The sequence below is a fragment of the Cellulomonas hominis genome, assembly GCF_901521055.1.
Taxonomy (GTDB): domain Bacteria; phylum Actinomycetota; class Actinomycetes; order Actinomycetales; family Cellulomonadaceae; genus Cellulomonas; species Cellulomonas endometrii.
The window spans coordinates 1-20,395 of the sequence record NZ_CABEGA010000067.1 but is presented as its reverse complement, the minus strand read 5'-3'; the positions used below and the strand labels follow the sequence as shown (position 1 = coordinate 20,395).

Annotated in this window: 20 protein-coding genes, 1 tRNA gene and 1 pseudogene; 13 read left to right on the top strand and 9 right to left on the bottom strand. The window is 76.0% G+C overall.

Features of this window, described 5'->3' with window-relative positions; translation table 11 throughout:
• Positions 1–696: large conductance mechanosensitive channel protein MscL (gene mscL, locus KJP73_RS16325; RefSeq protein WP_213283935.1), on the bottom strand; the 696-nt coding region annotated here is incomplete at its 3' end.
• A gap of 41 nt (positions 697–737) precedes the next feature.
• Positions 738–1,421: an SAF domain-containing protein gene (locus KJP73_RS16320; RefSeq protein WP_213283934.1), complete on the bottom strand. Its 684-nt coding sequence runs from the start codon at positions 1,419–1,421 to the stop codon at positions 738–740.
• Between the two features lie 249 nt (positions 1,422–1,670).
• Here KJP73_RS16320 and KJP73_RS19670 point away from each other — a divergent pair, with 249 nt between their 5' ends.
• Complete coding sequence (locus tag KJP73_RS19670) at positions 1,671–1,856, top strand: hypothetical protein (RefSeq protein ID WP_349628338.1); 186 nt, start codon at positions 1,671–1,673, stop codon at positions 1,854–1,856.
• Between the two features lie 62 nt (positions 1,857–1,918).
• On the opposite strand, the pseudogene KJP73_RS19665 reads toward KJP73_RS19670, so the two are convergent.
• Both KJP73_RS19665 and KJP73_RS16310 read right to left on the bottom strand, forming a co-directional pair.
• Positions 1,919–2,011: pseudogene (locus KJP73_RS19665) on the bottom strand (FmdB family zinc ribbon protein); the annotation flags it as partial.
• A 172-nt stretch (positions 2,012–2,183) separates the two neighbouring features.
• Positions 2,184–2,822, bottom strand: coding sequence for a 5-formyltetrahydrofolate cyclo-ligase (locus KJP73_RS16310; protein ID WP_213283932.1), 639 nt, complete (start codon positions 2,820–2,822; stop codon positions 2,184–2,186).
• Between the two features lie 144 nt (positions 2,823–2,966).
• On the opposite strand from KJP73_RS16310, the gene KJP73_RS16305 reads away from it, so the two are divergent.
• The 9 genes from KJP73_RS16305 to KJP73_RS16265 all read left to right on the top strand — a co-directional run bounded on the left by KJP73_RS16305 (position 2,967) and on the right by KJP73_RS16265 (position 10,940).
• Positions 2,967–4,199, top strand: a complete 1,233-nt coding sequence (locus KJP73_RS16305) for a molybdopterin molybdotransferase MoeA (RefSeq protein WP_213283931.1) — start codon at positions 2,967–2,969, stop codon at positions 4,197–4,199.
• Entirely contained in the window at positions 4,199–4,807 is a 609-nt protein-coding gene (locus KJP73_RS16300; protein ID WP_213283930.1) for a GNAT family N-acetyltransferase, read from the top strand. Before KJP73_RS16305 ends, KJP73_RS16300 begins: the two co-directional genes overlap by 1 nt.
• A gap of 146 nt (positions 4,808–4,953) precedes the next feature.
• Positions 4,954–6,069, top strand: coding sequence for a hypothetical protein (locus KJP73_RS16295; protein ID WP_213283929.1), 1,116 nt, complete (start codon positions 4,954–4,956; stop codon positions 6,067–6,069).
• 48 nt (positions 6,070–6,117) lie between these two features.
• A tRNA-Ala gene (locus tag KJP73_RS16290) sits at positions 6,118–6,190 on the top strand.
• A 105-nt stretch (positions 6,191–6,295) separates the two neighbouring features.
• Positions 6,296–6,514 (top strand): hypothetical protein, encoded by a 219-nt coding sequence (locus tag KJP73_RS16285; protein WP_213283928.1) that lies wholly within the window; start codon positions 6,296–6,298, stop codon positions 6,512–6,514.
• Positions 6,515–6,615: 101 nt separating this feature from the next.
• Entirely contained in the window at positions 6,616–7,449 is an 834-nt protein-coding gene (locus tag KJP73_RS16280; RefSeq protein ID WP_213283927.1) for a TIGR02569 family protein, read from the top strand.
• A gap of 32 nt (positions 7,450–7,481) precedes the next feature.
• Positions 7,482–8,039 carry a dihydrofolate reductase family protein gene (locus tag KJP73_RS16275; RefSeq protein WP_213283926.1) on the top strand — a complete coding sequence of 186 codons (558 nt, stop codon included), beginning with the start codon at positions 7,482–7,484 and terminating at the stop codon, positions 8,037–8,039.
• A gap of 87 nt (positions 8,040–8,126) precedes the next feature.
• Entirely contained in the window at positions 8,127–9,158 is a 1,032-nt protein-coding gene (locus KJP73_RS16270) for a bile acid:sodium symporter family protein (RefSeq protein WP_349628337.1), read from the top strand.
• 297 nt (positions 9,159–9,455) lie between these two features.
• A complete protein-coding gene (locus tag KJP73_RS16265) occupies positions 9,456–10,940 on the top strand; it encodes a family 20 glycosylhydrolase (RefSeq protein WP_213283925.1) in 1,485 nt (494 codons plus the stop codon).
• Between the two features lie 27 nt (positions 10,941–10,967).
• Here the strand turns inward: KJP73_RS16265 and KJP73_RS16260 are convergent, their stop codons facing one another.
• Positions 10,968–12,695, bottom strand: a complete 1,728-nt coding sequence (locus KJP73_RS16260) for a dolichyl-phosphate-mannose--protein mannosyltransferase (protein ID WP_213283924.1) — start codon at positions 12,693–12,695, stop codon at positions 10,968–10,970.
• A 58-nt stretch (positions 12,696–12,753) separates the two neighbouring features.
• Between KJP73_RS16260 and rsmI the strand changes: the two genes are divergently transcribed.
• From rsmI to KJP73_RS16245, 3 genes are all read left to right on the top strand, one after another.
• Positions 12,754–13,620 carry a 16S rRNA (cytidine(1402)-2'-O)-methyltransferase gene (rsmI, locus tag KJP73_RS16255; RefSeq protein WP_249669465.1) on the top strand — a complete coding sequence of 289 codons (867 nt, stop codon included), beginning with the start codon at positions 12,754–12,756 and terminating at the stop codon, positions 13,618–13,620.
• Between the two features lie 62 nt (positions 13,621–13,682).
• Positions 13,683–14,870: an aminotransferase class I/II-fold pyridoxal phosphate-dependent enzyme gene (locus KJP73_RS16250; RefSeq protein WP_213283923.1), complete on the top strand. Its 1,188-nt coding sequence runs from the start codon at positions 13,683–13,685 to the stop codon at positions 14,868–14,870.
• 193 nt (positions 14,871–15,063) lie between these two features.
• On the top strand, positions 15,064–15,780 hold the full coding sequence (locus KJP73_RS16245; RefSeq protein ID WP_213283922.1) for a head GIN domain-containing protein: 717 nt from the start codon (positions 15,064–15,066) through the stop codon (positions 15,778–15,780).
• 22 nt (positions 15,781–15,802) lie between these two features.
• On the opposite strand, the gene KJP73_RS16240 is transcribed toward KJP73_RS16245, so the two are convergent.
• From KJP73_RS16240 to KJP73_RS16225, 4 genes are all read right to left on the bottom strand, one after another.
• Entirely contained in the window at positions 15,803–16,747 is a 945-nt protein-coding gene (locus tag KJP73_RS16240) for a 4-(cytidine 5'-diphospho)-2-C-methyl-D-erythritol kinase (protein WP_249669464.1), read from the bottom strand.
• 88 nt (positions 16,748–16,835) lie between these two features.
• Entirely contained in the window at positions 16,836–17,792 is a 957-nt protein-coding gene (locus tag KJP73_RS16235) for a ribosomal RNA small subunit methyltransferase A (RefSeq protein WP_213283921.1), read from the bottom strand.
• Positions 17,793–17,848: 56 nt separating this feature from the next.
• A complete protein-coding gene (locus tag KJP73_RS16230) occupies positions 17,849–19,141 on the bottom strand; it encodes a resuscitation-promoting factor (protein WP_249669463.1) in 1,293 nt (430 codons plus the stop codon).
• A gap of 289 nt (positions 19,142–19,430) precedes the next feature.
• Positions 19,431–20,395, bottom strand: a 965-nt coding sequence (locus KJP73_RS16225; protein WP_213283919.1) for a G5 domain-containing protein, incomplete at its 5' end; no start/stop codon positions are given.

Here is a 20,395-nt window from a genome sequence, read left to right as displayed (position 1 = left end):
AACCCGCCAGGGCGCCGGACGGGGGCGGTGGAGGGGGCCCCCCCCGGCCCCGGGGGGCCCCCCCGCCGCCGCAGGGGGATCGGCCCGCTCCGCGCGGCGCCCCCCCCGGGGGCCGGGGGGCGGGGCGGGGGGCGCGGGGGGGGGGGCGGGCGGGGCCCCCCCCGCCGCCCCCGCCCCCCCCGCCGCCGTCCCCGTCGCGGCACCGGCCGCGCCGGCAGCCGCGCCACCACAGCCGTCCCGCAGCGCCGGAGCGGTCTGCGCGGCGAGCAGGTCGCGGATCTCCTGCAGCAGCAGGATGTCCTCCGCGGGCCGGGCGGGCTCCGCCTCGATGCCGCGCTTGCGCCGCTCGGCGAGCTTGTTGAGCGGCAGCACGATGAGGAAGTAGATCGCCGCGGCGGTCAGCAGGAACTGGATCAGCGCGTTGACGATCAGGCCGAGGTCGATCGTCGAGCCGTTGACCGGCCCGACCTTCCAGGTGATCGCCGGCTTGCCGAACAGCATCCCGATGAGCGGGCTGATGAACCCGTTCTGCACGGCGCCGACCACCGACGTGAACGCGGCACCGATGACGATGCCGACCGCGAGCTCCACGGCGTTCCCGCGGGAGACGAAGTCCTTGAACCCCTGCAGCACGCCGGCCAGCCCGCGAGCCCGGTCGGTCGCGGTGCGCAGGCCCTTGTTCAGTACGTCGCTCATGGGCGTCGGATCCTCCGGGGTGCTGAGGCGAAATGGCCGCATCATCCCACGATCACCGCCCCGAGCACCCGGGAGCCCGCAGCGCCCCCGAGCTGCACCGACTCCTCCGGGGTGACCGCGAGCAGCACCGGGACGTCGGCCTCCGCACTCCCGCCGCCACCGAGCAGCCCGCCGCCCCCCGCTCCGGCGTCGTCGTCGGCGGGCGTGCCGTCACCGGTCCCTGACAGCACGACGGCCCCGCTCGCGAGCCGCACCGGCTCGGCGCCCTCCACCACGGCCGCCGCGACGACGTCGACCCGCATCCCCGGACGCAGCACGCCCGCGACCCCGGCGTCCGCGAACCGGACCGGGACCACGACGGTCCCGGGTGGCCCCGTCGCCGACTCCTCGGCGAGCAGCGCGGCCGCGATCGGCAGCCCCTCGGGGACGGCGACGGCGGTGCGCCGGCCGAGCAGGTCGACGGCGGTCTCGCGCAGCGGCTCGGGCGCGAGCGACTCCGGCACGCGGCGGAGCTCCACGTCGTCCCGGTCCAGCGCGGTGCCGGGCGCCAGGTCGCGTGCCGCCACGGCGACCTCGACGGTCGGCGGGTCGGGCGGGCGCACGCGCTCGACCGCGAGCAGCACGGCGAGCCCCGCGCACAGTGCTGCGACCGGGCGGCGGGCGCGCCACGCGAGGACGTGCAGCCGCCGTCGGGAGCTCAGGCGGAGCCGGTCGGTGAGGGACATGCCGCGACGCTAGGCGGCGTCCGGCCGCCCGGGCCCGGCCCGGGCGCCGTGCTGGGGACGAGGCGTACCGTCACGCCCTGGGGACGTCTCGGTGCCGCCTGATCACGCGGCAGCGGGGTCGCTGGGCATAGCGATCACTCGGCACCGGGGTCACGCGGCACGGGGGTCACGCGACACCGCGATCGCTCGGCCCCGGGCGCACGCAGCTCCGGCGGCAGCCGCCGCCGACCGCGTCAGCCCGCTGCGGGCTTGGCCGCGCTGCTGCTCGACGAGGACGCAGCCGAGGACGACGAGGTCGTGGTCGACGCGGCGGGCTTCGCGGCGTCGCCCGAGGACGAGCCGCCCGAGGTCGAGCCGGCCGACGGCGACGCGCCCGAGGTCGACTTCGCCGCCCCGGTGGTCGACGTGCTGCTCGACCGGGAGTCGTTGCGGTAGAAGCCCGAGCCCTTGAACACGACCCCGACGGAGGAGAACACCTTGCGCAGCCGGCCGCCGCAGCTCGGGCACTCGGTGAGTGCCGCGTCGCTGAAGGACTGGTGGATGTCGAACGCGTGGCCGCACTCGGTGCAGGTGTAGGCGTAGGTGGGCACTGCTGTCTCCCGCGGATGACGTGACCGGATGGCCGGCGGGCCCGGTCGCCGGGGGGGCTCACGCCCTCCTGCGTCCCTGGCACTCGCCGCTGCCGAGTGCCAATGATACGCAGCCCGCCCGGTATTCCCGCGGCAGGCGCCCGGTGGCGGCCGGCCGTCGTCCCGCAGCCGCTCAGCCGCCGAGCGGCAGCCATCGCTCCGGGGTCGCCACCATGTCCACCGTGCGGTCGTGCGGCTGCCGCGGCAGGGGCCGGACGGTGGCGTCGTAGAGCTCCTCGGCGAACACCACCGCGATGACCGGCGTGCCCGGGCGTGCGTGCGCGAGCGCGCGGTCGTACCAGCCGCCGCCCTGGCCGAGCCGGGTCCCGGAGGTGTCGACGGCGAGCGCGGGCGCCACGATCACGTCGGCCTTCGCGAGCGCGTCCGCGCCGAGCGAGGGGGTGGAGGGCTCCGGAGGGCGGCCGGGCGCGCGCTGCAGCAGGTCCTCGCGACCGGCGTACCGGGCCCACTCCCGCTGGAGGCCCGCGCCGAGGACGGGGAGCAGCACCTCGACGCCGCGGGCGTCGAGCGCGTCGAGCAGCGGGCCGGTGTCGGGCTCGGTGGGCCGGGCCGCGTAGACGGCGACGCAGCGGGCGTCCTCGAGCACCGGGATGGTCTCGACGACCGCCATCAGCGCCTGCGCCGCCTCGGCCCGCCGTCGGGGGGACCGTGCCTGCCGGGCGGCCCGGAGCAGTGCCCGGAACTCGTCCTTCACCTCGGTCACCGTGCTGCCGTCGGACGCGTGGGGATACGGCTGGGCAGCGGTGCTCATGGCTCCAGTCTCGCAAACTCGTACGGGCCCCGGTAGGACCAAAGGGTGGAGCGGCGCCTCGTCGGGCGGTCCCGCCGGCGCCCGCGCCGGTGGCGTGCGGCGCTGCGTGCGCGCGCGGGACCGGCCGCCGGGCAGAATGCCGACATGAGATCCGTCCAGGACCAGCTGGCGGCGGTGCTGGCCGCGGTCGGTCCCGTCGCCCCTCTCGACGTGGTGCTCTCCGACGCGGCGGGCTGCATCCTCGCCGAGGACGTGACGGCCCCCGCGGACGTCCCGCCGCTGCCGGTCGCGGCGCGTGACGGGTACGCGGTGGCGACCGCGGACCTGCGGGGACAGGCCCCGGGCGCCCCGGTCGTCCTGCCCGTCGCGCACGACGTCCTGGCGGGCGACCCCGCCGCCCTGCGGCTCGCACCGGGCCAGGCCGTCCGGATCGCCTCGGGCGGGCCGGTGCCCGCGGGTGCGGACGCGGTCGTCGCGGCGGAGGACACCGACCGGGGCGCGGTCCGCGTCACCCTGCACCGCACACCGGTGCCGGGGGAGAACGTGCGGTCCGCGGGCGCCGACACCGCGCGCGGGTCGGTCGTGCTGGCGGCCGGCACCCGGCTCGCGGCCCGCCAGCTCGCGGTGGCGGCGGCCACGGGGCGCGGGCGGCTGCGGGTGCACCCGGCGCCGCGCGTGGTCCTGGTGTCCATCGGCTCCGAGCTGGCGGAGCCGGGCACCCCGCGCCGTGACGGCAGCGTGTACGAGTCGGCGGGGCACGCCCTCGAGGCGGCCGTCCGGGACACCGGCGCGACCCCGGTCCGCGTCGGCGTGGTCACGGACGACCGCGCCGTGCTGAGCGAGGCGCTCGAGGACCAGCTGGTCCGCGCGGACGTCGTCGTGACGACCGGCGGGCTGTCGGAGTCGCAGCACGACACGCTGTCGGACGTGCTGGCCCCGCTCGGCACGGTGCGGTTCGACCAGGTCGCGATGGCTCCGGGCTTCCGGCACGGGTTCGGCACGGTCGGGGACTCGGCGGTCGGTGGCGGCGGCGTGCCGCTGTTCGCGCTGCCGGGCCACCCGGTCGCCGCGCAGGTGGCCTTCGAGGTGTTCGTCCGGCCGGCGCTGCGTGCGATGGCCGGGCACACCGACCTGTTCCGCCCGTCCGTCGCCGCGCGCGCCGACGTGGGCTGGCCGTCGACCGCCGGGGTGCGGGAGTTCGTGCCCGCCGCCGTCGTCGGCTCGCCCTCGGAGGGCTACCGCGTCACGCCCGTCGGCGACCCGGCGGGCTGGTCGATCACCGCGCTCGCCCACGCCAACGCCCTCGCCGTGGTGGGGGAGCAGGACGCCGCCGTCGTCGCCGGGCAGGTCGTGCACTGCCTGGTGCTGGAGGGCTGATGTCGCGGGGCTGGCCCGCCGTGCTGGCGGAGGGCGACGTGCGTCTGCGGCCGCTGCGACGCTCGGACGAGGGCGCGTGGATGCGGCTGCGGGCGCAGAACGCCGCGTGGCTCGAGCCCTGGGACGCGACGTCCCCGGTGCCGGTGACGGGGCGCAGGCCGACGTTCGGGCAGTTCGTCCGGACGCTCGACAAGCAGGCACGCTCGGGCACGTCGCTGCCGTTCGCCGTCGACCTCGCCGGCGAGCTGGTCGGGCAGCTGACGGTCTCCGGCATCACGTACGGCTCCCTGTACTCGGCGTCGATCGGCTACTGGGTGTCCCAGCACGTCGCCGGCCGCGGCATCACGCCGACGGCCGTCGCGCTCGCCACCGACCACTGCTTCACCGGCCTCGGGCTGCACCGCGTCGAGATCAACATCCGACCCGAGAACCGCCCGTCGCTGCGCGTCGTGGAGAAGCTGGGGTTCCGGGACGAGGGGCTGCGCGAGCGGTACCTGCACATCCAGGGCGTGTGGTGCGACCACCGGACGTTCGCCCTCACCACCGAGGAGGTCCCCGGCGGCATGCTCGCGCGCTGGCGGGCGGTGCGGGCGCGCGGCGCCGCCTGACCGGGCGCAGACCCGTGACGCGCCCCGGTGTGGGAGGCTGGGCGCGGCGGACCGGAATCACACCCGTGTGATTTTCCCCCGGCACGCCGCTCGACACGCCGCGACGGGTCCGGAAGCACCGGCCGCACCGCCCCTACCGTCGTGGAGTGTACGAATTCGCCGGACCGGCCGCCCTCGTGGTGGTCGGCCTGTGGATCGCGTACCTGGTGCCGCACAAGCTGCGGCACCGGCAGCAGTTGCTCGAGTCGCGGACCGACGACCGGTTCTCCGACGCGTTGCGGGTGCTCGCCGTCACTGGGCCCGAGGGCTCGTCACGGCGGCAGCGCGCGGACGTGGCCCGGAGCATCCGGACGGACTGCGGCGCGGTGGACAAGCGAGTCGGGTTGCTCACTCCGGGCACCGGTACCCGGATCGCCGGAACGGACAGGGGAGGGACCCACGTGGACCGACCGCACGGGACCCAGGACAGGATCGGCGCCGACGCCGCCCGCCGCGCCGCGCAGCTGCATGCCGCCCACGCCGCCGCGACCGCTCGCCGGGGGGCAGCCGCCCGCCGACGCGGGCTGCTCGCCGGGCTGCTGCTCGTCGCCTCCGTGGCCGGCTGGGTGATCGTCGGCGTGAGCACGCTCGGGGTCGTCGCCGGCCTCGTGCCGACGGTCCTGCTCGGCGGGGTGCTCGGCCTCGGCCGGCACGCGGTCGTCCAGGGCCGGGCCGCCGAGGAGGAGTGGCAGCGCCGCATCGCCGAGGCCACCGCGCCCCTGCGTGAGCGCGCCGCCCGGCCGGGCCGCAAGGGCGCCGAGGGGCGGGCCGTGCGCCCGTCGATCGAGGACACGCAGGCGATCACGCGGGTCCGCGCCGACCTGCCCGCCGCGGCCACCGCGCGGGTGCGCGACGGTGGCCGTGAGGGCGACACGTGGTCGCCGGTCGCCGTGCCGAAGCCGACCTACGCGCTGAAGGCGCCCGCACCGCGCCGGGAGCCCGTGCCGCTCGGCGAGGTCGAGGGCTCGACGCTCGCCGCGCCCCGCCGGTCCGTCGCCGACCGCATGGAGACGGCCGCGGCCGAGCCCGCCGCCGTCGCGTCGGCCGGTCCCGAGGTGGCGCCCGCCGAGGTGGTGGCGGAGACGGCAGCCGCGCCCGCCGGGGCGACCGCTCCCGCTGCGACAGCCACGCCCGCCGGCACGACCGCTCCGGCGACCGACGAGCCCACCGGCTCCATCGACCTCAACGCCGTCCTCGCGCGGCGACGGGCGGCCGGCGAGTAGCGTGTCGAGAGCACCCGCTCGTGGGTGCTAGGCTTGTCACCGCTTCAAGGGGCTGTGGCGCAGTTGGTAGCGCGTCTCGTTCGCAATGAGAAGGTCAGGGGTTCGAATCCCCTCAGCTCCACCGGATGCAAGGCCCGGGATCCTCGGATCCCGGGCCTTCGTCGTTCCGGGGACCGGGCGCCGACGCGGCGGGAGCGTGTCAGTGGCCGCCGGTACGTTCGCGGCCATGAGCACGCGCCCGATCGACCACGCCCGCCTCACCGAGGTCAGCGAGAGGTTCTTCGCCGCGCGGCCGCCCCGCACCCCGGCGGAGCAGGCGGCGTACGCGCGGCTCGAGTCGGAGATGATCGCCGCGATGGGTCTGACGCCCGAGGAGTTCGAGCGGATGGCGGCGGCGTCCCGGCGCGCAGGGTTCGGCCGCACCCCGCACCGCCGGGCCAGCTGACCACCGGGCCAGCTGACCACCGGGCCGGCTGACCGCCGGGCCAGCTGACCACCGGGTGCGGCGCGGGCCCGGTGCCGCGCGCGCGAGGCAGGATGGCGGGCATGAGTGCGTCCGGTGCGAGCACGCAGCCGGCGCGACCGGCGCCGCACGTGCTGGACGCGTTCGGTGCCGCCGGCACGCCCATCCCGCTGCCCGGCGGTCAGGGCGGGTCGTGGCGGTGCGGCGACCTCGTCCTCAAGCCGCTCGACGGGGACGTCGCGGGCCTCGAGTGGGCGGCGGAGACCCTGCGGCGCGTCCGCTCCGACCGGGTCCGCCTGCCCGTTCCCGTGCGAGCGGCCGACGGGTCGCTGGTGCTCGACGGCTGGACCGCGACGACGGTGCTGCCGGGCGAGCACCGGCCCGGCTGCTGGGCAGAGGTCATCGCCGCGGGCGAGGCCTTCGCCGGCGCCGTCGCGCACCTGCCGGAGCCGGCGTTCCTCGCGGAGCGGTGCGACCCGTGGGCGGTGGCCGACCGCGTCGCGTGGGGGGAGGCCCGCCTCGACGGGCTGGACGGGCTGGACGGCGTGCCGCACGTGCGCCGGTTGCGGGCGGCGCTCGCCCCGGTCCGTGCGTCCTCCCAGCTGGTGCACGGCGACCTCACGGGCAACGTGCTGCTGCATCCGGCGCTGCCGCCCGCGGTCATCGACCTGTCGCTGTACTGGCGGCCCGTCGCGTACGGGTCGGCGGTGGTGATCGCCGACGCGCTGGCGTTCGAGGGCGGCACGCTCGCGCTGCTCGACGTCCCCCGCACGGAGCCGGACCTGCCGCAGCTGGTGCTCCGGGCGCTGCTGGCCCGGATCGTCACCGACCACCTGCTCGGCGTCGCAGCCCGGCCCGGCGGCGACCCGTACGCGGCCGCGGTGGAGGCGATCTGCGCGGTGGCGGCCCGTCGCTGATCCGTGTCGGACCCCCGGTCTAGGTTCGGAGCATGAGGGTCATCTACAACACGGCGACGTCGCTGAGCGGGTACATCGCGGACGAGGACAACTCGCTCGCCTGGCTGTTCGCGGTCGACTCGGAGTCCCAGCCCGACCACGACGCGTTCCTCACCGGCGTGACGGTCCTGGTCTCGGGGTCGACCACCTACGAGTGGGTGCTGCGCGAGGAGGACCTGCTCGCGCACCCCGAGAAGTGGCCGGCCTACTACGGCGACCGGCCGCAGTTCGTGTTCACCACGCGCGACCTCCCCGTCCCCGACGGGGCGGACGTGCGGTTCGTCCGCGGGTCCGTCCAGGACGCCCTGCCCGCGATCCGGGAGGCCGCCGGTGACGGCGACGTCTGGGTGATCGGCGGCGGCGACCTCGCCGGCCAGTTCCTCGACGCGGGCGCGCTCGACGAGGTGCAGGTCAGCGTGGCGCCCGCGGCGCTCACCGGCGGGGCGCCCGTGCTCCCGCGCCGTGTCGGCCCGGACCGGCTGCACCTGCGCGACGTCGAGCGGTACGGGCAGTTCGCGCACCTCACGTACGACGTGCGCCCCGCCGGCTGACGGGCACCGCCGCCGACAGGTACGGGCACCCGTCCGGGGCGCGGTCTCGACGCGGGGCCGCGCCGCAGCCGGTGGCAGAATGACCCGGTGCCTGACGTGACCCCGACCCCACGAGGCCGGCGGTCCCGGACCTGGACCGCGATCAAGACGTGGGTGGACCCGCTCGTCGTCATGATCATCGCGGTGTTCCTGCTGGGGCTGCTCGCCCCCGCCTCCGGTGCCTTCGCCACCGGCCTCGACCGCGTGACCACCGGCGCGGTCGTGCTCCTGTTCTTCCTGTACGGCGCCCGCATGGCGACGAGCGAGGTCTGGGACGGCCTGCGGAACTGGCGGCTGCAGGGCGGGATGCTCGCGTCCACGTACCTGCTGTTCCCGGTGCTCGGCCTCGCCGTCCAGCTGCTGCCGGACTCGGTGCTGCCGGAGGACCTGCAGACCGGGCTGCTCTACCTGTCGCTGCTGCCGTCGACCATCCAGTCGTCGGTGGTGTTCACGTCGATCGCCCGCGGGAATGTCGCCGGGGCGATCTGCGGCGCGACCGTGTCCAACGTGCTGGGCATCGTGCTCACGCCGCTGCTGGTCGGGGTGCTCATGTCCCGCGCCGGCGGGCCCGTCGGCGGGTCGGCGGGGGCCACGCTGCTGCAGCTCCTGCTCCCGTTCGTGCTCGGCCAGCTGCTGCAGCCCAAGATCGGCGCGTGGGTCCGGGCGCACAAGCCGCTGACGCTCATCACGGACCGCAGCACGATCCTGCTCGTGGCGTACGGGTCGGTGTCGGAGGCCGAGGCGTCAGGGGTGTGGGACGACCTGACCGTGGGCGTGCTGGTGGTGCTCGTCGCGCTGTGCGGCGTGCTCCTGACCGTGATGCTCCTCGCGACGTGGAGCGGCGGCTGGCTGCTGCGGCTGTCCCGCGCCGACCGGATCGCGCTGCTGATGTGCGGGTCGAAGAAGAGCCTCGCGACCGGCCTGCCGATGGCGAACGTGCTGTTCGGGCCGGTCGCTGCCGCGGGCGTCGCCCTGCCGGTGATCGTGTTCCACCAGCTGCAGCTCGCGACCTGCGCGGTCATCGCCCGGCGTCTCGCCGCCACCGACCCCGAGCAGCAGCCCGCGCGCGTCGCGGCCTGACCGGGCGCGCCGAGAGGGCAGGAGACGCTGCCACCGCACGGTCCGAGGCCGCACCTGCTGCCCTCTCGACGAGGGAGGCGCGGGAGCGGGCGAGCCGAGCCGAGCCCGGCCGGGCCGGGGTCGGGGTCGCGGGGTCGGCAGCGCGGGTGTGGGGGCAGGTGGGCGCGCGGAGGCGGGAGGAGCGCCCGAGATCGCGGCGGGCGAGTCGGTCCCGTCGCGGGTGCCGAGCGGGCACACTGGTGCCGGGGGCCGGGCCGGAGTGCGCCCGTCGTCGTCCCGTCGTCCGGAAGGACCGTCGTGCCCGCTGCGACCACACCCCTGCGTCTCGTCCCGGCACCGCGTCTGGTGCGTGAGGGCGCGGGGGACCCGTTCGTCGTGCAGACCTCCACCACCGTCACCGTCGGGGTGAGCCCCGCGGAGGTGTCGCTGGGCGTGCTGGCCGCGGAGTCGCTGAGCCGGGTGTCCGGCACGACCGTGGAGGTCCGGTACCGCGACGTCGCGGAGCCGCACCAGCCCGGGGACGTCGCGCTGGTGGTCGACGAGTCGCTCGCCGCCGAGCAGTACACCCTGGACGTGTCGGCGGACCGGGTCGAGCTGGTCGCGGGCTCCGCGGAGGGCCTGATGCGGGCGATCGCGACGCTGCACCAGGTGCTGCGCCCGCACGCCGGGACGTTCGCGGCGTGGCCGGTGCACGTGGAGGACGAGCCGGTGCACGGGTGGCGCGGGCTGTCGGTCGACGTGGCGCGGCACTTCTTCGGGCCCGACGACCTGCGCGTGGTGGTCGACCTGATGTGGTCGTACAAGCTCAACGTCCTGCACCTGCACCTGTCGGACGACCAGGGGTGGCGCATCGACCTGCCGTCCCGCCCGGAGCTGACGGCCCGGTCCGGGGGCACGGCCGTGGACGGCGACCCCGGCGGGTACTTCACGACGGAGGAGTACGAGGCGCTGGTCGCGTACGCGGCGGCGCGGGGCGTGCGGGTGGTCCCGGAGATCGACGTGCCCGGGCACGTGAACGCCGCCCTGCACGCGTACGGGGAGCTGACCGAGTCGGGCGAGGCGCCCGAGGCCTACACGGGCATCGACGTGGGGTTCAGCAAGCTGCGCGCGGACCTGCCGGCCACGGAGCCGTTCCTGCGCGATGTGTTCGGCGACGTCGCGGCGGTCACCCCGGGCGACTACGTGCACATCGGCGGCGACGAGGTGCTGACGATGGAGCACGAGGAGTACGCGCGGCTGGTGCGGATGGCCGCCGACGCGGTGCGTGCGGCGGGCAAGAAGGTCGTCGGCTGGCAGGAGATCGCCACGACGCCGCTGGAGCCCGGGACGGTCGTGCAGTTCTGGGACACGCGGATGGACCCGGCGCCGTTCGTCGCGGCGGCCCGCGCGGGTGCGCGGCTGCTGATGTCCCCGGGGTCGCGGGCCTACCTCGACATGAAGTACGACGGGGACACCGAGCTGGGTCTGGAGTGGGCGGGCCACATCGAGCTGCGCGACGCCTACGAGTGGGAGCCCACGGCGCTGGTGCCCGGGCTGCCGGAGGGCTCGGTGATCGGCGTCGAGGCGACCGTGTGGACCGAGACGCTGCGCAGCCTGGACGACCTGATGACGATGCTGCTGCCCCGGCTGGCCGCGGTCGCGGAGGTCGCGTGGACGCCGGCGGAGCTGCGCGACTGGGACGACTTCGCCGCGCGGGTCGCCCCGCACGGGCCGTACTGGGACGCCCAGGGGCTGTCCTGGTACCCGAGCCCGCAGGTGGACTGGTCCGTCGAGCTGTCGTGAGCCTGGCAGCGCCCGCTCAGGTGCCCGTCAGATCCAGGACGGCAGCCACATGTGCAGGTGCCAGAAGTCGTACGGCACCACCCACGCGGTCCACACCGGGTAGAAGAACGTGCTGACCGCGAGCACGACCACGAGCACCCCGGTCGTGGCGACGACCCCGCGCCGCCGCTGCACGGGGTCCCGGCTCTGCACGAGCAGGGCCAGGACGTACACGAGGGTGAGGACCACCCACGGCGTGAACGCGATCGAGTAGAACGTGAAGATCGTCCGGTGGGCGTACGCGAACCAGGGCACCCACCCGGCGACGATGCCGGACAGCACGGCACCCGCCCGCCAGTCGCGGCGGACCAGCAGCCACCACAGGGCGACCAGCACGGCCAGCGCGCCGAGCCACCAGATCACCGGGTTGCCGAGCGACGTGATCGCCTGCGAGCAGGAGCCCGCCCCGCAGGCGAGCTCCGCGGCGTCGCCCGTCAGGCCCGAGACGGTCTTCGGGTAGTAGAACGACGTCGGGCGCCACTGGAGGATCCAGCCGAGCGGGTGCGCGGCGTAGGCGTGCTCCGCGGTGAGGGTCGTGTGGAACTGCCACATCTCCGTGTGGAAGTGCCACAGGGAGCGCAGCGCTGGCGGCAGCCAGGTCACCCCCTCGCCGGGGTGCTCCTCCGCCCACTGCCGCAGGTACGACCCGGGGTGCGCGAACCACGACCACCAGGTGGCGACGTAGGTGACCGCGGCGGTGAGCACCATGACCAGGCCGGCCGGCACGGCGTCGCGCCACAGCGTCGCCGGCAGCCAGTGCCGGACCCCGGCGGACCGCCGCGCGGACGCGTCCCAGGCGACGGACAGCAGCCCGAACACCGCCAGGAAGTACAGGCCGGACCACTTCGTCCCGATGCACAGCCCGAGCAGCACGGCGGCCGCGAACCGCCACCACCGCACGCCCAGCCGCGGGCCGAGGCCCAGCGCCGCGCCCGAGTCCAGCAGCGCCGCGGTCCTTGCGGCCAGCCGGCGCCGCGCCTGGTCCCGGTCGAGCAGCAGCGCCCCGAACGCGGCGAGCGCGAACACCATCACGAAGCCGTCCAGCAGGCCGGTGCGCGAGTGCACGATCGCCTCGCCGTCGACGGCCATCAGCAGGCCGGCGACGGTGCCGAGCGCGGTGGACGCGAACAGCCGCCGCCCGATCCGGGCGACCATCAGCACCGCGAGCGTCCCGGCGACCGCCGACGCGAGCCGCCAGGCCGCGGACGACTCGAAGCCCCCACCCAGGTGCATGCCGAGCGCGATCAGCCACTTGCCGACCGGCGGGTGCACCACGTACTCCGCCGACGTGCGCAGCGCGGACGCGTCGCCCGCCACGAACCCGGCGTTCGCGTCGTCGCCCCACTGGCCCTCGAAGCCCTGGGTCAGCAGCGAGTACGCCTGCTTCACGTAGTAGGTCTCGTCGAACACGAGCTCGTGCGGGCGGCCCAGGTCCCAGAACCGGAGCACGCCGCCCAGCAGGGTCACCGCCAGGGGCCACAGCCAGCCCGTCAGCCGGGCGCGCCGCGTGGCGCCGAGCAGCAGGGTCCGGGTGCCGAGCAGGGTGACGAGCAGGCGGTCGTGGGTGGACAGCGCGGGGCCGTCGGCGTGGGCGTGGGCGTGCGGGCGGGCATCCGGCGCGGCGTCCGGTGCCTCGACCGGTCCGTCCGCCTGCCCGGCGGGGTCGCGGGGACCGGGCACGTCGGGCTGGTCGTCGGGCTGCGGCACGGTCGTCATCGTAGGGGCGGCGCCGGGCCGCGACCTGTGCGCCTCCCGGCGTGGCAGGCTGGCCCGCGTGACCTCCCCCTCCGCCCGTCCCGCCGGCGCCGGCCGGCTCGTGCTCGCCGCGACCCCGATCGGCAACGTGGAGGACGCCTCGCCGCGCCTGCGCCGCCTGCTGGAGGAGGCGGACGTGGTGGCCGCGGAGGACACGCGCCGGCTGCGGGCCCTCGCGACCCGGATGGGGGTGACCGTCGGCGGCCGCGTGGTGAGCCACCACGAGCACAACGAGGCGACGACCACCCCGGAGCTGCTGGACGTCGTCGCGGGCGGCGGCACGGTGCTCGTCGTGACCGACGCCGGCATGCCGGCCGTCTCGGACCCGGGGTTCCGGGTGGTCGCGGCGGCGGTCGGGGCCGGGCTGACGGTCACCGCCGCCCCGGGGCCGAGCGCGGTGCTGACGGCGCTGGCGCTGTCCGGGCTGCCGACGGACCGGTTCTGCTTCGAGGGGTTCCCGCCGCGCAGGCCGGGGGAGCGGCTGCGGTCGCTCACCGCCCTGGAGCGGGAGCCGCGCACGATGGTGTTCTTCGAGGCGCCGCACCGGCTGGCCGCGACGCTCGCGGACATGGCGACGGCGTTCGGCGCGGACCGGCCCGCCGCGGTGTGCCGGGAGCTGACCAAGACGTACGAGGAGGTCGTCCGGGACGGCCTCGGGGCGCTCGCGGCGTGGGCGGCCGCCGGCGAGGTCCGCGGTGAGATCGCCGTGGTGGTCGCCGGGGCGCCCGCCCGGGAGGTGCCGTCGACGGCGGAGCTGGTCGCCGAGGTGCTGGCACGCGCGGACGCCGGCGAGCGGCTGAAGGACGCGGTCGCGGAGATCGCCCAGGTCGCGGGCGTGCCGAAGCGCGACCTGTACGCGGCGGCGCTCACGGCGCGCACCCGCTGATCTCGACGGCACCTGCGCAGGTCCTCCACGACGCGGTGGCGCCCCGGCGCTAGCGTCTGCCCATGGAGTTCCGTCGCATCCCCGGCCTGCCGCCGTACGTCTTCACGATCATCGACACGCTCAAGGTGGAGGCACGCCGCGCCGGCCGCGACGTCGTGGACCTCGGCTTCGGCAACCCGGACCTGCCCAGCCCGCAGATCGCCGTCGACAAGCTGGCCGAGGCCGCGCAGAACACCCGCAACCACCGGTACTCGGCGTCCCGCGGCATCCCGAAGCTCCGGCAGGCCGTCGCCGACCACTACCTCCGCCGGTTCGGCGTGACGCTCGACCCCGAGACGCAGGTCATCTCGACCATCGGCGCGAAGGAGGGGTTCAGCCACCTCATGTGGGTGCTGCTGCAGCCCGGGGACGCGGCGCTGGTGCCGACCCCGTCGTACCCGATCCACATCTGGGGCCCGTACTTCGCGGGGGCGGACGCCCGGCAGGTGCCGATCGGCGACGGCACGGACGGCGCCGGCTACGTGGACCGCGTGATGGAGGCGTGGGACCTGGGCTGGCCGAAGCCGCGCGTGATCGTGCTGTCGTTCCCGCACAACCCGACGACCACGACGGTCGAGCTGCACGACCTGCAGCGGCTGGTCGACTGGGCGCGCGAGCGGGACGTCGTCCTGGTGCACGACCTGGCCTACGCGGACATGTGCTTCGACGGCTGGACGCCCCCGTCGATCATGCAGTGCGTCGGCGCGACCGACGTCGCCGTCGAGCTGTACTCGATGACCAAGTCGTACTCGATGGCCGGCTGGCGGGTCGCGTTCCTGGTCGGCCGGTCCGACGTCGTCGGGGCGCTGGCCAAGCTGAAGTCCTACCTGGACTACGGCACGTTCCAGCCCATCCAGATCGCGGCGACGGTCACGCTGAACGAGGCGCTCGACTACCCGGCCGAGCTCAGCGCCGTGTACGAGAGCCGGCGCAACGCCCTGGTCGACGGGCTGAGCCGGATCGGCTGGGACATCCTGCGGCCCCGCGGCACGATGTTCGCGTGGGCGCGGATCCCGGAGCCGTACCGGGAGATGGGCTCGATCGAGTTCGCGGAGATGCTGGTCCGCGAGTGCGACGTGGCGGTCTCGCCCGGCGTCGGGTTCGGGCCGGGCGGCGACGGGCACGTGCGGTTCGCGCTGATCGAGAACGAGCAGCGGATCGCGCAGGCGGTGCGCGGTCTGCGGAAGGGGCTGACGCGGCTCGACAGCTGACCTGTGCCCGGCCCGCGCTCGGCCTGCCGCCGACGTGGGCCTGACCCGCGGCTGAGCGCACCCTGGGTGCGACCCGGGGGTTCTCCCCAGGGTCGGCTCAGGGGCGTCCCTGATGTCGCCGCGGGGTGCCGGGCTGCCAGGCTCGTGGTGAGGACGCGGGGACGGCCCTGCGCGCAGCACGAGGAGACGGACCATGGCACGGCGGGCGACGGCGGCGGCAGCAGGAGCGGTCGGTGCGGGGATCGTGCTCGGGCTCACCGCGTGCGCGGGCGGGGCGGGCGGCCCGGTCGTGGAGCGGGAGGTGGACATCCAGGACGTGCGCGCCGTGGACCTCGCGAGCTCCGGCGACCTGACCGTGCGGCGCGGCGACACCCCGTCGCTGACGGTCCGGGCCTCGGAGGGCACGCAGGACCGGCTCGTCTCGGAGGTGCGCGACGGCGTCCTGGTGCTGGACTCGCGGTCGACGTTCGGGTTCTCGACGCTCGGCGACATCCAGTACGAGCTGGTGATCGGCGAGCTCGAGCAGCTGGTCATCTCCGGCTCCGGGGACGTCACCGGCTCGGACGTGACCGGCGGGCAGCTGCGGGTGCTCATCGAGGGCTCGGGGAGCATCGTGCTGGAGGGCATCGACGCGGACGAGCTGCAGGCGGGCATCGAGGGCTCCGGCGACATCGAGCTGACCGGGGACGCCGCGTCGGTGGACCTCGGGATCGAGGGGTCGGGCGAGATCGACGCCGAGGACCTCCGGGCCGACGAGGCCGACACGTCCATCGAGGGCTCGGGGGACATCTCGGTGCACTCCGAGCGGCGGCTCGCGGTGGCGATCAGCGGCTCGGGGACCGTCCGGTACACGGGCGACCCGGAGGTGGCGTCCGACGTGGACGGCTCGGGGGACGTGGTCCAGGGCTGACGCGGGCGCCGGTCCGGGACGCTCAGAGCACGTCGGACCCGGCGACCACCCGCGCGCCCGGCACCGGCCCGGAGGCCGTGAGGACGGAGTCGGCCACCCCCGCCGCGGTCATGGCGGCGGCGATCACCAGGGCGTGCTGCCGGCTGCGGGCCAGCGCGGCGACGGTCGGGCCGGACCCGGAGACCACGACACCGAGCGCGCCGGCGTCCTCGGCGACCGACAGCGTCTCGACCAGGCCGGGGGCGAGCTCGACCGCGGCGTCCTGCAGGTCGTTGTGCAGCAGGGCGCCGACGGCCGGGGCGTCCCCGGCGCGCAGCGCCTGCAGCAGGGCGACGTCCCCGTCCGCGTCGAGCTCCTCGCGGCCGGTGCCGAGCACGTCGAGCTCCTCGTACACCCGGGCGGTCGACAGGCCGGTGTCCCGGACCCCGAACGCCCAGTGGTACTCCCCGCGGGACAGGGCGGCGGTCAGCAGGTCCCCGCGGCCGGAGCCGACGGCGGTCTGGCCCATCAGCAGGAACGGCACGTCGGAGCCGAGCTCCGCGGCGACCTCGTGCAGCTCCTCGCGGCTGAGCGCGGTGCCCCAGAACGCGTCGCACGCGAGCAGCGCGGCCGCGGCGTCGGCGGACCCGCCGGCCATGCCGCCCGCCACGGGGACGCCCTTGTGCAGGTGCAGGTGCACGCCCTCGTCGACGCCGGTGCGCTGGGCCAGGGCACGGGCGGCGCGCAGCGCGAGGTTGCTGCCGTCGGTCGGCACGTGCGCGGCCTGCGGGCCGGAGACCGTCACCTCGAGGCCGTCCGACCGCGACGCGACGACGTCCTCGTAGAGGGACACCGCCTGGAACACGGTGGCGACGGGGTGGTACCCGTCGGGCCGACGGGAGCCGACGCGCAGGGACAGGTTGACCTTACCCGGGGCGCGGACGCGCACCTCACGTCCGGTGCGGGGAGCGAGGCGCAGGTCGGTCACGGCACCCACTGTGCCAGGTCCGGGCACGTCCGGCGCGAGGTCGGCCGGGCGCTCGGGACCGGCCGGGAGGGTGCGCCAGGGCGCCGGATCAGCGGGCCGCGCGCAGCTGCTCGGCGACGCGCGCGAAGGCCGTCACGTCGAGCGCCTCGCCCCGGGCCTGCGGGTCGACCCCCGCCGCGGCGATCGCGGCCGACGCCGCCTCGGCCCCGCCGGCGAGGGACGCGAGCGCCGACCGGAGCATCTTGCGGCGCTGGGCGAACGCGCCGTCGACCACGGCGAAGACCTCCTCGCGCGTGGCGGAGGTGGCGGGCGCGGGGCGCCGGTCCATCCGGACGAGCGCGGAGTCGACGTTCGGCGCGGGCCAGAACACCGAGCGGCCGATCGTCGCGGTGCGCCGGGCGGACGCGTACCAGGCGACCTTGGCGGACGGGACGCCGTAGGTGCGGCTGCCGGGCGGCGCGGCCAGGCGGTCCGCGACCTCCGCCTGCACCATGACGAGCACCCGCTCCAGGGTCGGGAACCGCTCGAGGAACGTGAGCAGCACCGGCACGGAGACGTTGTACGGCAGGTTCGCGACCAGCGCGGTCGGCGCGCGGCCGGGGAGGGCCCGCACGTCCAGCGCGTCGCCGCGGACCACGGTGAGCGAGGGCACGGCAGGCGGGCCGGGGTCGGGCGCGTCGGCGGGACCCGGCACGACGTCGGGCAGGTCCACGACGTGCACGTCCGCCCCGGGGACGTGCCGGCGGACCGTCTCGGGCAGCAGGGTCCCGAGCACGGGGTCGATCTCGACCGCCACGACGTCGGCACCCGCCTCGAGCAGGCCCAGCGTCAGCGAGCCCAGGCCGGGGCCGATCTCGACGACCCGCTCCCCGGGCACCACGTCGGCCTGCCGGACGATCTTGCGGACCGTCCCGCCGTCGAGCACGAAGTTCTGCCCGAGGGTCTTCGTCGGCCGGATGCCCGCGCGCTCGGCGAGGGCGCGGATCTCCGCCGGACCGAGCAACGGCCCCGCCGCGGGTGCGACGGGGCCGTTGCTGGAGGACATGCGGGCGAGCCTACCCGGCGGGCCGCGGCGTGCGGCCCACCGGCGGGCTCACCTGCTCAGGAGAACAGGCGGGGGCCGCAGTGCGGCCACTGCCCGGCGCCGGAGCGGTTGTAGAGCGCCTGCGCGCGGGCGGTCTGCTCCTCGGCCGAGGCCTCGGAGGGGAGACCGGCGCCGCCGACGGCCTGCCACGTGCTCACCGAGAACTGGTAGAGCCCGTGGTACTTGCCGCTCGCGGAGACCGCGTTGACGCGGCCGCCCGACTCGCACGCCGCGAGGGCGGCCCAGTTCAGGCCCGCCGCGTCGCCGCCGCCGACCGCGGGGGTGCCGCCGGTCGAGGGGGCCGCGCTCGTCGCCGGGGCCTTCGCGACCGGCTTCTTGGTGGTGCCCACGTTCGTGACCTGGTCCACCGGCGCCTGCGTCACGTTGTCCGACACGGGCTCGCGGGCGGTCTCGACGCCGTCCACGGTGGTGACCCGCTCGACGACGGTCCGCACACCGGCCACGCCGGCCGTGGTGACCTCGGACTCGCCGATGAACATCGACGGGTCGTCCTGCTCGACGGCGTTGAAGGGCACCTCGTGGGTGGTCGTGACGTCCTGGACGACGACCCGGTTGATCACCACGGTGACCCGGTCACCGGTGTGCTGGACGCTGACCCGGTCGAGCGGGGTGAGCGCGATGCCCAGCCGGTCGAGCGCGTCGGCGACGGTGGTGCTGCCGTCCGGCACGGTCAGGGTCCGGCCGTCGACCACGACGTCCGCCGGCCCGTCGAGCGTGAGCTCGAGCGACAGGTCCGGCCGCCCGCCCGCGGTGGAGCGGGAGGCGACGAGGCGCACGTCGTCGCCGCGGGTGGCGAGCATCTCGAGCGCCTCGTCGGCGGTCAGGGCCGTGGTCCACACGGTCTCCTGCGCGCCGTCGGTCTCGACGGTCACCTGGCGGGCGTGCCGCACGACGACGTCGACGCCCTCGCGCAGGGCGCCGGAGGGGCTGACGGTGTCCCGCTGCCCGAGGTCGAGGTCCTGCTCCTCGAGCAGGCCGTCGACGCTCCCGGCGAACGTCGACACCGTCGTGGTGACGCCGTCCACGTCGAGGGTGACGGTCTTGTGGGCGTCCGCGACGGCGACGCCACCGGTGGCGAGCACGACCACGGCGGTCGCGGCGCCGACGAGGCGCACGCGTCCCCGGCGCGACCGGCGCTCGTCGGTGGGCTCGGTGCCGTCGGCAGCCGGGGCGTCCGTGGTGTTGCGGACGACGCGGGTGCCCAGGGCGGCGGAGGTGGCGGCGAGGCGCGTGCGGGCGCGGCGGAGGAAGGAGGTCACGTGGTTCCAGACGACGACGGTCCCGGGCACGGGGGGCGGGGCGCACCGCGCGTGGCGGCGCCCGACGGTGCCCGGGCCCGGAGGCCCTGCGGCGGTGGCGGCACCTGGAGGGAGGTGCTGCACCCGACGGTCCCGGATCCCCGATCCGGCGGTCATGCTCCCGCGCGCTGCTGCGCGGGTCGTGCGGGATGCCCGTGGTCCCGGACTACCGGTCTGTCACGAGCGACACGCGACCGTAACCCATTCGTGACCTCGTGCCAAGTGCTCGCTGCGCGGGCGCAGGTCAGAGCGCCGGGGGTCCCCGATCAGAACCGGGGGGTCAGTACCAGCCCTTGGACTGGAACGCGGACCACGCGCCGCAGGGGGTGGAGTACCGGCCCGCGACGTAGTTCAGGCCCCAGGTGATCTGGGTGGCCGGGTTGGTGCGCCAGTCCGCGGCGATGCTGGCCATCTTCGAGCCGGGGAGGGCCTGCGGGATGCCGTAGGCGCCCGAGGACCGGTTCTCCGCGTCGATGCGCCAGCCGCTCTCCTTGTTCCACAGCTGCAGCAGGCAGGCGAACTGGTCGTCGCCCCAGCCGCGCTCGGCGGCCATCTGCTTGCCGAGCTCCTGGGCGCTGCCCGGCGACACGGTGATGTCCACGCCGGACGCGAGCTCCATGGTGCCGACCTTGACCACCTGGGTGACGGGCTCGACGGTGATCGCCGAGGCCACGACCTGCCGGTCCACGACCGCGCCGCCGACCGTCGCGGTGCTGTACGTGGTGGTGCGGACGCCCGCGCGTCCCGGGGTCTCGACCTCCCGGGTGCCCTTCACGAGCGTGGGGTCCTCGACCTCCTGCTCGGTGAACGGCACCGCCTCGGTGACCGTCTCGCCGGCGGTGGCCGCGCGCGTCACCAGGACGACGAGCCCGTCGGTCGCCGTCGCGTCGAGCGGCACCGACACCCGGTCGCCCTCGTTCAGCACGAGCCCGATCTCCCGCAGGGCGTCGCGGACCGTCCCGGCGCTGGTCACGCCGTCGATCACCTGCCCGTCGACCGCGAGGTGGATGGTCTTCTGCGTCGAGACCCGCAGCAGGTCCTCGCGGGTCACGGAGGCGGAGCGGGACGCGGACAGCAGCGTCTCGTCGTCGCGCAGGCCCAGGCCCTCGACGGCCTCGCCGACCGTCAGGGCCGTCGTCCACACGGTCTGCTGCCGGCCGTCGACCTCGACCTCGAGCTCGCGGCCGTGCCGGACGACGATCTGCGCGCCGTCGGAGACGGTCTCGTCCAGGCCGGGCGCGACCA

Excerpts from the sequence above, each read along its gene's own strand:
- KJP73_RS16285 (WP_213283928.1), top strand. The coding sequence starts at position 6,296 with ATGAGCACGCGCCCGATCGACCACGCCCGCCTCACCGAGGTCAGCGAG.
- KJP73_RS16250 (WP_213283923.1), top strand. The coding sequence starts at position 13,683 with ATGGAGTTCCGTCGCATCCCCGGCCTGCCGCCGTACGTCTTCACGATC.
- KJP73_RS16305 (WP_213283931.1), top strand. The coding sequence starts at position 2,967 with ATGAGATCCGTCCAGGACCAGCTGGCGGCGGTGCTGGCCGCGGTCGGT.
- KJP73_RS16245 (WP_213283922.1), top strand. The coding sequence starts at position 15,064 with ATGGCACGGCGGGCGACGGCGGCGGCAGCAGGAGCGGTCGGTGCGGGG.
- KJP73_RS16300 (WP_213283930.1), top strand. The coding sequence starts at position 4,199 with ATGTCGCGGGGCTGGCCCGCCGTGCTGGCGGAGGGCGACGTGCGTCTG.
- KJP73_RS16280 (WP_213283927.1), top strand. The coding sequence starts at position 6,616 with ATGAGTGCGTCCGGTGCGAGCACGCAGCCGGCGCGACCGGCGCCGCAC.
- KJP73_RS16310 (WP_213283932.1), bottom strand. The coding sequence starts at position 2,822 with ATGAGCACCGCTGCCCAGCCGTATCCCCACGCGTCCGACGGCAGCACG.
- KJP73_RS16275 (WP_213283926.1), top strand. The coding sequence starts at position 7,482 with ATGAGGGTCATCTACAACACGGCGACGTCGCTGAGCGGGTACATCGCG.
- KJP73_RS16320 (WP_213283934.1), bottom strand. The coding sequence starts at position 1,421 with ATGTCCCTCACCGACCGGCTCCGCCTGAGCTCCCGACGGCGGCTGCAC.
- KJP73_RS16260 (WP_213283924.1), bottom strand. The coding sequence starts at position 12,695 with ATGACGACCGTGCCGCAGCCCGACGACCAGCCCGACGTGCCCGGTCCC.
- KJP73_RS16235 (WP_213283921.1), bottom strand. The coding sequence starts at position 17,792 with ATGTCCTCCAGCAACGGCCCCGTCGCACCCGCGGCGGGGCCGTTGCTC.